Raw genomic sequence first — 11,991 nt, 5'->3', positions numbered from 1 at the left:
CTCGTGTGCCCTCACAAGAGAGACGCGGGAGGGCGGCCCTCATCACGCGTCTTCTTCATTCTCACCCGAATTTCCCAGCAAGGCCACCCCTTCACGGAATTCCCTGCAAATCTTCTGACGCAGAGAACCCCAGTTCGGAGGGCTGTTCGGTGCGCGCTGACGAAGAATCTCGAAAAAAGATCGCGAAGCCGCGTAATGAATCGGCCCTGCCTTCGTCTCATCCCATAGAGACAGCCATACGAACTCCTCCGGGGGGCGGGGTTCGGGCGCTGGTGCGAGGGGCAACTGCACCAGCAGGGCGGGTCGGGAGCCTCGGGGGAGGAGTTCCCGGCCCCCCTCTCTATGAAGCGGGAACGAGGCCACCGATCTGGGGACCGGTGGCCTCCCTCCCGCGAAGATGAACCGGAGCACGCAGAGTTGCGCGTCGTCGCGCGTCGTGCGGACCTCTTACCCGTTGAGGTGGTCTCCCACCCACACGCGGACGACGCGCAGCTCTGCATCCCACAGCACCGCATCACCGATGCGGCCGGGGCGCAGATCGCCGATCTCGGCGTCGCGACCGATCGCGCGTGCCGGTGTCTCGGTCAGAGCCCGGACGGCCTCGGGCAGCGCAGCACCGGCGCTTACCGCCCGCTGCAGCGCGACATCCTGCGTGAGCGTCGAGCCGGCGATCGAGCCCGTGTCATCGGCGCGCGCGATGCCGTCGGACACCGTGACGCTCACGGCGCCCAGGTCGTAGTGCCCGTCGGCGCTGCCCGCGGCGGCCATGGCATCCGTGATCAGCGCGATCCGACCCGGTGCCGTGTCGAACAGCAGCTTGATCACGTGCGGGTCCAGATGCACGTCATCGGCGATGGCCTCGAGCACCACCCGGTGATCAGCGGCGGCGGCGAGCACCGGCCCCGGCGCGCGGTGGTGGATACCCGGCATGGCGTTGAACGCGTGCGTGAGGATCGATGCCCCCGCCTCGAAGGCGGACACCGCGACCCCCGCGTCCGCGCTGGTGTGCCCGACCGCCGCCGCCGCTCCCGCCTGGACGATCTGGCGGATCGCGTCGAGTCCGCCCGGGAGCTCCGGCGCGATCGTGACCTGACGCACCGTCCCGCGCCCGGCCTCCAGCAGTCGGGCGACGTCGTGCGCCGCCGGGGCGCGCAGCAGCGTCGGCTCATGGGCGCCGTGGTGCGCCGGATCCAGGAACGGGCCTTCGAGGTGCGAGCCGAGGATGTCGGCGTCCGAGCGCATGAGGTCGGCGACCAGCGCCACGTTGCGGGCCAGGTCGTCGAGCGATGCGGTGACGAGGGAGACCACCGCGCGTGTGGTGCCGTGCGCGCGGTGCAGCGCCCGCGCGGTGCGGATCGCGTCGACGCCGTCATCGAACGAGGCGCCGGCACCTCCGTGCCCGTGGATGTCGATCAGGCCGGGGGTGAGCAGCGCGCCCTCTCCCGCTGTCGCCACGGCATCCACGATCTCGTCGGCCGGAGCCCAGTCCGCACCGGTGCCGTGAGCGGAGACGCGCCCCTGCTCGATCCGGACCCAGGCGTCCTCCACGATCTCACCGCGGTCGACGAGACGCGCGGAGTGGATGAGCAGCGAACCGCTCGCCGAGGACTGCACACTCATCGTTCGCTCCAGGGGATCTCGTCTGCGGCGTGGAATTCGACTCCCTCAGCCTTCCACAGCGGCGCGAGCGTCCCCAGTCGCGTGCGGAACGACTCCCACACGCGCTCCGGACCGGTCGCGGGCGACCAGGCGATCTCGGCCTGTGCTGCGGCGCGGGGGAACACCAGCTGCTCCACGTCGCGGTAGGTGCGGGTCGTCTCGGACCACAGTGGCGCCTCGACGCCGAGGATCGCGGAGTCGGGCACGTCGAGCACGGCCGTCGGCTCCCACTCGTACGCCGTGCGGACGTCGATGATTCCGGCCCACGTCAGCCCGAGGGGGAAATCGGGGGAGTACTTCATGTCGAGGTACGTCACGTCGGCGGCCGACATGATGAGGGCGCCGCCGCGCTCGACGAAGTGCCCTGCTTCCTCGCCGTGCGTGCCCTCGGGGGTCGTCTTGCCCCAGTACTGCCCGACGGTTCCCTCAGCGATGTGGGCCGCTGAGCCCATCTCGTGCCAGGCCACGGGGATCTTACCGGCGTCTGCGACGATCGCGGTCGCGCGCTCGGCGAACAGGTCGAAGTCGGCCTGCGCGGTGCCGAGCGACTCGTCGCCGCCGATGTGGATGTAGGGACCGGGGGTCATCTCGGCCAGTTCGCGCACGACGTCGCGCACGAAGTCGTAGGTGTGCTCCTCGTGGATGCGGACACTCGAGTGCCCGACGCCCCAGCCGAGATACGTCTCGCCGGCGACGGGCAACGGCTGGCCGAGCCGCGCCGACTCCGCGATGAGGTCGTCGTTGAGCACCGGCGCCTCGACGAGCTCGGGGTAGGCGACCCCGATCGCGTGGGTGTGGCCGGGCAGGTCGATCTCGGGGATCACGGTCATGTGGCGGGACGCGGCGTGGGCCACGATCTCGCGATAGTCGTCCTTCGTGTAGAAGCCGCCGGGGTCGCCGTTCGCGGAGGTGCCGGACGCCCGTTCGGTCAGCAGCGGCCAGGAGTCGATGTGCACACGCCACCCCTGATCGTCGCTCAGATGCAGATGCAGGTGGTTGAGCTTGAGGGCGCTGGTGCTGTCGATGAACCTCTTCACCTCGTCGACGCCGAAGAAGTGCCGCGCCACGTCGAGCATGACGCCGCGGTGCGGGAAGCGCGGCGCGTCCGCGATGTCTGCGCCGAGCAGCGCCCAGCCGGAGTCGTCCTGTCGCAGCAGCTGCAGCAGCGTCTGCACGCCGTAGAAGAGCCCGGCCTCGTCAGTGCCGACGACGATCGCGCGGTCGCCGACCTCGAGCGTGTATCCCTCCGGTCCTGAGGAACGGGCGTCGACGAGGAGCTCGATCTCGGCGGGAGCCTCGGCGGAAGCAGCGTCGACGGTGCGGAGGCGGATGCCGGTGCGGCGCTCGATCGCATCGAGCAGTGGGGCGGCGACGGAGGAGGAGCCGAGCACGCGCGTCGTCGCGGTGATCGGCATCCGTCCCTCCCGTGCGACGGCGGACACGGGCGCGGGGACGAGCGGAAGAGGGTGAGTAAGGACCATGAACAAAACCTACCCGTCGGCGTCGCCGAGCGGAACGGCGGAGGTCGAATCGATTCTGCGACGGATTCCCGGTCTGCGTCAGTCTGCGTGGCCTCCCTCATCGGCTATGCTCGTAACCGTCGCGACTGGCGTCTGGGTGGACTACCACCGGGGAGCGACTGACCACGGAATTCGACCGCGCGCCTGGGCCGATGAGAACACCCTTCGAATCCGTTGTCAGAGGAGCAAGTCATCATGACCGACCGTTATTTCAACGCCCCCCTCTCCGAGGTCGACCCGGAGATCGCCGAGGTCCTGGATCGCGAGTTGAAGCGTCAGCAGACCTTCCTCGAGATGATCGCCTCCGAGAACTTCGTGCCGGTCTCCGTGCTGCAGTCGCAGGGATCCGTGCTCACCAACAAGTACGCCGAGGGCTACCCCGGTCGCCGCTACTACGGCGGCTGCGAAGAGGTCGACGTCGCCGAGGAGCTCGCGATCTCGCGCGCCAAGAGCCTGTTCGGTGCCGAGTTCGCGAACGTGCAGCCCCACTCCGGTGCATCGGCGAACGCGGCCGTGCTGCACGCCATCGCCCGCCCCGGCGACACGCTGCTCGGCCTGTCGCTCGACCAGGGCGGCCACCTCACGCATGGCATGAAGATCAACTTCTCCGGCCGTCTCTACAACATCGTCGCGTACGGCGTGAACCCCGAGACCTCGACGATCGACATGGACGAGGTGCGTCGCCTCGCGATCGAGCACAAGCCCAAGGTCATCATCGCCGGCTGGTCGGCCTACCCCCGCACGCTCGACTTCGCCGCCTTCCGTGAGATCGCCGACGAGGTCGGCGCGCTGCTCTGGGTCGACATGGCGCACTTCGCCGGTCTGGTCGCCGCCGGCCTGCACCCGAACCCGGTGCCCTTCGCCGACGTGGTCTCCTCGACCGTGCACAAGACCATCGGCGGCCCCCGCTCCGGCTTCATCCTCACGAACGACGCCGACATCGCCAAGAAGATAAACACGGCCGTGTTCCCCGGGCAGCAGGGCGGACCGCTCATGCACGTGATCGCCGCGAAGGCGACCGCGTTCAAGCTCGCCGGCACGCCGGAGTTCAAGGAGCGTCAGGAGCGCGTGCTCCGTGGCGCTGCTCTGCTCGCCGAGCGTCTCTCGCAGCAGGACGTGAAGGATGCCGGCATCGCCGTGCGCTCCGGCGGCACCGACGTGCACCTGGTGCTGGTCGACCTGCGCGACGCCGAGGTCGACGGCAAGCAGGCCGAAGACCTGCTGCACGACATCCACATCACGGTGAACCGCAACGCGGTGCCGAACGACCCGCGCCCGCCGATGGTCACGTCGGGTCTGCGCATCGGCACGCCCGCACTCGCCACGCGCGGATTCGGCGATGCCGAGTTCACCGAGGTCGCCGACATCATCGCCCTCGCGCTGCTCCCCGGTGCCGACGTCGAGGCTCTGCGCGCCCGGGTCGACGCCCTGGCCGCCACCTTCCCGCTCTACCCGGACCTGCAGCAGTAAGCACTCCCACCCTCCTCACACGAGTGCACGGGTTTCTGCCGAGTGCACGGCTCGTCGACGCGACGAAGCCGTGCACTCGCGCGGAGGCCGTGCACTCGGCGAAGATCTAAGGATGAACACACATGACCGCGAAGATCCTTGACGGGAAGGCGGCGTCCGCCGCGATCCGCGCCGAGCTGACCGAGCGCGTCGCGGCGCTGAAGGCGAAGGGGATCACCCCCGGCATCGCGACGGTGCTCGTGGGCGCCGACCCGGCCTCGCAGCTCTACGTCGGGATGAAGCACCGGCAGTCCGAGGCGATCGGGATGAACTCGATCCAGCGGGAGCTCCCGGCCGATGCCACCCAGGCCGATGTCGAGGCGCTGATCGACGAGCTCAACGCCGACCCGGCCTGCCACGGCTACATCGTGCAGCTGCCGCTGCCGAAGCACATCGACACCGACGCGATCCTCGAGCGCATCGACCCGGCGAAGGACGCAGACGGCCTGCACCCGACCAACCTCGGTCGGCTCGTACTCAACGTCAACAGCCCGATCCACACCCCGCTGCCGTGCACGCCGCGCGGAGTGATCGAGCTGTTGCTGCGCAATGACTACGACCTGAAGGGCAAGCACGTGGTCGTGGTGGGCCGCGGGGTCACGATCGGCCGCTCGATCGGCCTGCTGCTCACGCGCCGCGACCTGAACGCCACGGTCACCCTCACGCACACCGGCACGGTCGACATGCCCCGCTACCTGCGCGAGGCCGACGTCATCGTCGCGGCGGCGGGCGTGAAGCACCTGATCCGCGCCGAAGACGTGAAGCCCGGCGCGGCCGTGCTCGACGTCGGCGTGACGCGCGAGACCGACCCCGAGACCGGCAAGAGCCTCGTGTTCGGCGACGTGCACCCGGACGTGGCCGAGGTCGCCGGCTTCCTGTCCCCGAACCCCGGCGGCGTGGGGCCGATGACCGTCGCCCTGCTCATGACCAACGTCGTGGAGGCCGCCGAGCGCGCCGCCTGACCACTTCGGTCGCAGAAAGGCACCCCTTCCATCGCGGAGGGGTGCCTTTCTGCGAACGAGCGGATGCGGCGGCGTCAGCCCAGCTCGTCGAGCATTCGGCGCTGCTCGGGCGTCAGGCCATCCTTCAGCTCTGCGCGGGCCGCGGCCGTCTCCGGGGCCTCCGCCGCAGGGGCCTCCGCCGCAGGAGCAGCGGAGGCGGACGGCGATGCGGCGTCGGACCCACGTCGTGCCTGCACCTTGCCCTGCACGGCGTCGTAGACCTGAGCGGCCTTCGCGCGCAGCTTGTCATCGACCTGGTCGTAGATCACCCAGCCGAAGAGCAGGAACAGGGGAGGCAGCGCGAAGCCCCAGAATCCGGATGCACGCACGCCGCTGAGCCAGACCGTGAGCACCCACACGATGAGTTCGACCAGGTACACCAGCACGTACTGCACGACCTTCTCGCCGGCCTTGGTGCGCTCGGCGGCCGACTTCGCGGCGGACTTGCGGAACGCCGCGGCAAGGGTCGGCTTCACGAACAGCGCCACCAGCGTCAGGATCACTGCGGCCCACAGCGCGTGCAGGCCGACGGAGACTCCGGGGAACAGCAGGCCGATGAGCAGCAGGACGCCCACGTTGAACACGTACAGGGCGGCGAACCGGATGATTCCGTTCTTCATGCGACCAGAATCCCACACCCTTCCGGTGGTCGGCAGCATCGCGACGGCGGGGAGTCGTCGTCGATGGAGCCTGCGCCCACGGCCCGGTCATACACTGGGGGCGCCGCATCCGCATCCGTATGTGTTCGGCCTCCGACGATCCGCCTCCGCCCCGGGAGCACTCTCATGACGATCGATCCCGATCCGCTCCTGGATTCCGTCGACATCCTCACCACCTCGGAAGGGGCGCACTGGCCCGCCCATGTCCACGACGACCACGAGCTGCTGTCGGCGATCACCCGTACCGTGACCGTGGTCACCCCGGATGCCGTCTACATCGCGCCGCGCGGAACGAGCATCTGGATCCCGGCCGGTGTCGTCCACGAGGTCACCGCAGCGCCGGGCAACAGCATGCGATGCACCTGGTTCGAGCCGGATGCCGGTGCGGAGCTGAGCTCCCGCGTCGTCGTGACCACCGTGCCGCCGTTGCTGGACGATGTGCTCGCGCAGCTCTCGCGCTACACCGAACCCGAGCGCCGCGCGCGGGCCGAAGCCTTCGCCCTGGATCTGCTCGGCGACTCCGGCGACTCCGAGGTCGGACTGCCGACACCGTCGACGCCGTGGCTGCGCGCGGTCACCGATGCGCTGGTCGCCGCTCCGGCCGATCGACGCACGGTGGAGGTGTGGGCCGCGCAGTCGGCGGTGAGCGTGCGCACGTTCACCCGGCAGTTCGCCACGGAGACGGGTATGGCGTTCTCACGCTGGCGGGCGGAGCTGCGCCTGCGCATGGCGATGTCGATGCTCGCGAACGGGACCGAGGTCGGCCGAACCGCCCGCGCCGTGGGCTTCGAATCGCTCGCCGCGTTCTCTGCGGCGTTCCGGCGGCGCACCGGGGTGTCGCCGCGCACTTTCGCCCGCAACCACGGTTCGGTGACCGATTCGCGCGCATAGTCGACCGATCAACACAACTCAGACCATCGAACCGGCAGAAGAGGCGCGACATAATTAGGTAACCCTTGCCTAATTGGAGATTCTCTTGCGCCCTTCCCCGCGCCTGCGAGCCGCGCTCGCCGCAGCCGTCATCGTCCCTCTCGTCCTCACGGCCACCGCGTGTGCGCCCGATGCCGACTCATCCTCCGACGACGGCGCGGCGGATGCCGACACGATCGTCGTCGACTCCGTGTACGGCGAGGTGACCGTCCCCGCCGCCCCGGAGCGGGTCGCGGCGATCTCGTACGACACCCCGTGGCAGGTCATGTCGCTCGACCTGCCCATCGTGGCCGCGATCGACTACACCCAGTGGATCGACGGCTACACCGAGGACCAGCAGGCGTACATCGCCGACGCGGCGAAGGTCGGCAGCTACGGCGAGGTCAACTTCGAGGCACTCGCCGGCGCCGCTCCCGACGTCATCGTCGGCGACGCGTACGAGGTCGACGAGGCGACGTTCACGCGTCTCAGCGAGATCGCCCCGACCGTCATCATCGGCGGGGACGAACGCGGCGACTGGCAGTCCATCACCGAGGATCTGGCCACCGCGCTCGGGGCGCACGATACCTGGGAAGAGGCGAAGGCCTCGTACGAGGCGCGTCGCGACGAGGTCAAGAAGCAGTACGCCGAGGTCATCGCCGCGAACACCTGGGCGAACTTCTCGCTGGGCAACGAGGCGGGACAGTTCTCGATCCAGCTTCCCAGCGGGTCGACGGGCAACCTGATCGTGAACGAGATGGGCCTCGCCTACGGCGACGGCATCCCGCAGGACACGGATGACGGCGCCGGCTACGTGTCGCTGCCCCTCGAGCAGATCGGCACGGTCCTCGACGGTGTCACGGTCGGTCTCACCTACGAGAACCCCGACGGCACGAAGATGCCGGCGATCCAGGATGTGATCGACAGCAGCCTGTTCCAGCAGCTGGAGATCGCGAAGACGGACCGGGTGTACGGACTCGTCTCGAACGTCACCGACTACCGCACCGCCGAGGAGTGGATCGACGAGCTCGCCACGAAGGTGCTCGAGCCGCTCTCGCAGTGACGACTCTCACCGCGGGTGGGCGCCGGACGCTCCGTCGCCCACCCGACGCGGTCGTCCTGCCGATCGTGGTGCTCCTCCTGGTCGCGACCGTGGCGATGAGCATCGCCGTCGGCCCGAGGACCCTGACCCTCGATGATCTGCTCGCCGCGCTGACCGCACCCACCGGCACGGAGACGGATCTGATCGTGCGGGATGTGCGGCTGCCGCGCACGTTCATCGGCATCGCCGCGGGGAGCGCCCTCGCGGTCGCCGGTGTGATCATGCAGACCCTCACCCGCAATCCGCTCGCGGAGCCTGGCCTGCTGGGGGTCAACGCCGGTGCCTCTTTCGCCGTGGCGATCGCGATCGTCGTGCTCCGTATCGGGGACTTCGGCGCGACGATGTGGTTCGCATTCCTCGGTGCCGCGGTCGCGAGCGCCCTCGTCGCCGTGATCGGCGGGGTGGGACGCGGTGCGTCCATCGGGCGGCTGACCCTCACCGGCGTGGCCATCGGCGCGGTGCTGTCGGCGGCGACCGCTGCTCTCAGCCTGATCGACCCGTACGCCTATCAGTCCATGCGGCTCTGGGGCGCCGGTGCTCTCGGCGGCCGTTCGCTCGACGCTGCCGTGCTCACGCTGGTGGTCGTCGCCGTCGGCCTCGTCCTCGTGGTGCTGATCGCACCAGGACTGGGCCTGCTCGCACTGGGGGAGGACACGGCCCGAGCTCTGGGAGGCCGGGTCGGCATCGCACGCCTGGGCGGATTCCTCGCCATCGTGGTGCTGTGCGGCGCGGCGACGGCGGCGGCAGGACCGATCGCGTTCGTGGGACTTCTGGTGCCGCACGCGCTGCGGGCGGTGTTCGGCCCCGACACCCGGCGGCTGCTGATCTACAGCGCTCTGGCCGGCCCGATCCTGCTGCTGCTCGCCGACGTTCTCTGTGGGGTGCTGATCGCCCCGCGTTCGATCCCGGTCGGGGTGATGACCGCGTTCCTCGGAGCGCCCGTGCTGGTCGCCCTGGTGCTCTCGCGGCGGGTGCAGGCGGAAGGGGCGCCCTCGTGAGTGCCCCCTCCGTCGTCGCCGTCCCATCGAAGACCCGACGCCGTCGCCGGATCATCTGGATCTCGTCTGCCCTCGTGCTCGTGGCGTTGGCGATGGCCGCCCTGAGCCTCGGGGATGCCGCCATCCCGGTGCCCGATGTGTTCGCCGCCCTGTTCGGTCGGGGGGACTCCGGCACCCGGCTCGTCGTGGTCGGCTGGAGGCTGCCGCGTGTGGTGCTCGGCGCCGCGATCGGCGCGATGCTCGCGCTGTCCGGAGCGCTGTTCCAGGTCATCACCCGCAACCCGCTCGGCAGCCCCGACATCCTCGGCTTCTCGGCCGGCGCGTACACCGGTGCCCTCCTGGTCATCATCGGCGGCTCGGTGAGCACGGCTGCCCTCACTGCGGGGGCGGTCGGCGGAGGCGTCGCCGCGGCGGCGCTCGTGTTCGTCCTCGTCGCGTGGCGCGGGGCCAGCGGAACCAGGCTCATCATCGTGGGCATCGCCCTGACCGCGATGCTCGGCGCCGTGAACACCATGATCGAGCTCGCCGCCGACGATGTGGTGGCGCACACCGCCGCGATCTGGGGCGCCGGCTCCCTCAACGGCATCGACGGACGCTGGATCCCGGTCATCCTCGTCACGCTCGCGCTGGGAGGGTTCGCGATCACTGCGCTCGCGCCAGGGCTCACGCTGTACGAGCTCGGGGAGGACCGGGCGACGTCGCTCGGGGTGCGACCGGTACGGCTGCGCATCTCGGCCATGCTGATCGGCGTGGTGCTGCTGGCCGTCACGATCGCCGCGGCCGGGCCGATCGCGTTCGTCGCGCTCGCAGCCCCGCAGATCGCTCGCCGCGTCTGGCGCAGCGGTCCGATGCCCTTCGCCGCATCCGCCATGACCGGCGCGGTGCTGCTCCTGTTCAGCGACCTGCTCGCGGCGCGACTGTTCGCGCCGACCATGCTGCCCACCGGTCTCGTCACGATCGGGATCGGCGGACTCTACCTCGCCTGGATGCTGTCCGGCGCGAATCGAAGGAGGCGCTGATGCGCACCGACATCCCTGTGTACACCGCCGAGGTGGCGGCTCGTCGCACCGTGACCCCGCACATGCTGCGCATCACGCTGCGCGGTGCACGCACCGCCGCGGGCGAGCGCTTCGCCTCGTGCGGCAGGCCGGACGAGTTCTTCGGTCTGTGGCTGACGACGGCAGATGGAGAGCAGGCCAAGCGGTACTACTCGGTGCGCGCGTGGCGCCCCGAGAGCGACGAGCTCGACATCGACTTCGTCGTGCATGCCGAGGGCTCGGCGACACAGTGGGCCCGGGACGCGCGCCTCGGCGACACGGTGGCGTTCGACCTTCCCCGCGGACACTTCCACGCGCCGGAGGGGACGGCGCGCGTGCTCCTCATCGGCGATGCCACCGCGCTGCCCGCGATCGGGCGCATCCTCGAGGAGCGTGCGGCATCCGATCCGCCCGTGCGGGCGATCCTGTCCGTGGACGACCCCCGTGATCAGCAGGATCTCCGTTTCCGCGACGGCGACAGCGCGACGTGGGTCGCGGCGGAGGACATCGTGGCCGAGACTCTGGCCGCCACCGCCGACGGGCCGGATGCGACCTACCTCTGGTTCTCGGGAGAGGCGACGACGATGCGGGAGATCCGTCGTCACGTGCGCCACGAGCTCCGCTGGCCGACGAACCGGTACATGACGATGGGCTACTGGCGCCGTGACGCCGAGCGGTGGGGGAAGAGGTTCGAGCAGCAGGCAGAACTGCCCGCACAGCTGGCCGCGATCTGGGAGAACGGCGACGACGACGAGACCCAGCGGGACCTCGCCGATGAGCTGCTGACGAGGTACGGGCTGTGACCGACGCGACCTTCGACATCCGCGGCCTGTCGGCCGGCTACGCGCACGGGCGGGCTGTGTCCACGGGACTCGACCTCACGATCGCCCGCGGCTCCTTCGTCGCGATCATCGGCCCGAACGCCTGCGGCAAGTCGACGCTGCTGCGCACGATCGCGCGACTGCTGCCCGCACTCGCCGGATCCGTGCTGCTCGATGGACGCGACATCCGCGAGCGCGGGGCGAAGGAGCTCGCCAGGGAGCTGGGCCTGCTCAGCCAGTCGGCTGAGGCGCCGGACGGGATGCGGGTGGCCGACCTGATCGCCCGCGGCCGGTATCCGCATCGACGCGCATTCTCGGCGTGGAGCGACGCCGACGACCTGGCGGTGCGGCGGGCGATGGAGAAGACCTCGGTGATCGAGCTGGCTGACCGCCCGGTCGACGAGCTCTCGGGCGGGCAGCGACAGCGCGTGTGGCTCGCGATGGCTCTCGCCCAGGAGACCGACGTGCTGCTGCTGGACGAGCCGACGACCTTCCTCGACATCACCCATCAGCTCGACATGCTGGATCTGTTCCGCGCGATCAACCACGAGCACGGCACGACCGTCGTCGCGGTGCTGCACGACCTGAATCAGGCCGCGCGGTATGCGGATCGGATCGTCGCGATGCGCGCCGGCGCGATCGTGCGCACGGGCACTCCGGAGGACGTGCTCACGCCCGAGGTGATGTCGCGCGTGTTCGACCTCGACTGCACCGTGATCGCCGACCCCGAGACCGCCACGCCCATGGTGGTGCCACGGCGACGGTGACGGAGCCGG

11 protein-coding genes and 1 riboswitch are annotated in these 11,991 nt (G+C 70.0%); of the genes, 8 read left to right on the top strand and 3 right to left on the bottom strand.

Annotated elements, in window-relative coordinates:
- Nucleotides 1-447 precede the first annotated feature (447 nt).
- Both ACIOVG_RS02440 and ACIOVG_RS02435 read right to left on the bottom strand, forming a co-directional pair.
- Nucleotides 448-1,620 carry an N-acetylglucosamine-6-phosphate deacetylase gene (locus ACIOVG_RS02440; RefSeq protein ID WP_400868693.1) on the bottom strand — a complete coding sequence of 391 codons (1,173 nt, stop codon included), beginning with the start codon at nt 1,618-1,620 and terminating at the stop codon, nt 448-450.
- Nucleotides 1,617-3,140: a family 20 glycosylhydrolase gene (locus ACIOVG_RS02435; RefSeq protein WP_400868692.1), complete on the bottom strand. Its 1,524-nt coding sequence runs from the start codon at nt 3,138-3,140 to the stop codon at nt 1,617-1,619. The genes ACIOVG_RS02440 and ACIOVG_RS02435 overlap by 4 nt, the downstream gene beginning before the upstream one ends.
- Before the next feature lie 111 nt (nt 3,141-3,251).
- A riboswitch (ZMP/ZTP riboswitch) is annotated at nt 3,252-3,336 on the top strand.
- Between the two features lie 38 nt (nt 3,337-3,374).
- Here ACIOVG_RS02435 and glyA point away from each other — a divergent pair.
- Entirely contained in the window at nt 3,375-4,649 is a 1,275-nt protein-coding gene (glyA, locus tag ACIOVG_RS02430; RefSeq protein ID WP_400868690.1) for a serine hydroxymethyltransferase, read from the top strand.
- Between the two features lie 122 nt (nt 4,650-4,771).
- The gene (locus tag ACIOVG_RS02425; protein ID WP_400868688.1) at nt 4,772-5,650 is read left to right on the top strand and encodes a bifunctional methylenetetrahydrofolate dehydrogenase/methenyltetrahydrofolate cyclohydrolase; all 879 of its coding nucleotides are present in this window, start codon (nt 4,772-4,774) and stop codon (nt 5,648-5,650) included.
- A gap of 74 nt (nt 5,651-5,724) precedes the next feature.
- On the opposite strand, the gene ACIOVG_RS02420 is transcribed toward ACIOVG_RS02425, so the two are convergent.
- Nucleotides 5,725-6,309 (bottom strand): hypothetical protein, encoded by a 585-nt coding sequence (locus ACIOVG_RS02420; protein ID WP_400868686.1) that lies wholly within the window; start codon nt 6,307-6,309, stop codon nt 5,725-5,727.
- Between the two features lie 165 nt (nt 6,310-6,474).
- Here ACIOVG_RS02420 and ACIOVG_RS02415 point away from each other — a divergent pair, with 165 nt between their 5' ends.
- The 6 genes from ACIOVG_RS02415 (at nt 6,475) to ACIOVG_RS02390 (ending at nt 11,982) form a co-directional block, all read left to right on the top strand.
- Nucleotides 6,475-7,239, top strand: coding sequence for a helix-turn-helix domain-containing protein (locus tag ACIOVG_RS02415; RefSeq protein WP_400868684.1), 765 nt, complete (start codon nt 6,475-6,477; stop codon nt 7,237-7,239).
- 85 nt (nt 7,240-7,324) lie between these two features.
- Nucleotides 7,325-8,320, top strand: a complete 996-nt coding sequence (locus tag ACIOVG_RS02410; protein ID WP_400868682.1) for an ABC transporter substrate-binding protein — start codon at nt 7,325-7,327, stop codon at nt 8,318-8,320.
- On the top strand, nt 8,317-9,357 hold the full coding sequence (locus ACIOVG_RS02405) for a FecCD family ABC transporter permease (RefSeq protein WP_400868680.1): 1,041 nt from the start codon (nt 8,317-8,319) through the stop codon (nt 9,355-9,357). The genes ACIOVG_RS02410 and ACIOVG_RS02405 overlap by 4 nt, the downstream gene beginning before the upstream one ends.
- Nucleotides 9,354-10,376 (top strand): FecCD family ABC transporter permease, encoded by a 1,023-nt coding sequence (locus ACIOVG_RS02400; RefSeq protein WP_400868678.1) that lies wholly within the window; start codon nt 9,354-9,356, stop codon nt 10,374-10,376. The genes ACIOVG_RS02405 and ACIOVG_RS02400 overlap by 4 nt, the downstream gene beginning before the upstream one ends.
- Nucleotides 10,376-11,197 carry a siderophore-interacting protein gene (locus ACIOVG_RS02395; RefSeq protein ID WP_400868676.1) on the top strand — a complete coding sequence of 274 codons (822 nt, stop codon included), beginning with the start codon at nt 10,376-10,378 and terminating at the stop codon, nt 11,195-11,197. The genes ACIOVG_RS02400 and ACIOVG_RS02395 overlap by 1 nt, the downstream gene beginning before the upstream one ends.
- The gene (locus ACIOVG_RS02390; protein WP_400868674.1) at nt 11,194-11,982 is read left to right on the top strand and encodes an ABC transporter ATP-binding protein; all 789 of its coding nucleotides are present in this window, start codon (nt 11,194-11,196) and stop codon (nt 11,980-11,982) included. Before ACIOVG_RS02395 ends, ACIOVG_RS02390 begins: the two co-directional genes overlap by 4 nt.
- The last annotated feature ends 9 nt before the right edge of the window (nt 11,983-11,991 follow it).

Source organism: Microbacterium sp. NPDC087591, from assembly GCF_044743625.1.
GTDB lineage: Bacteria > Actinomycetota > Actinomycetes > Actinomycetales > Microbacteriaceae > Microbacterium.
This window is presented reverse-complemented; position numbering and strand designations above follow the sequence as displayed.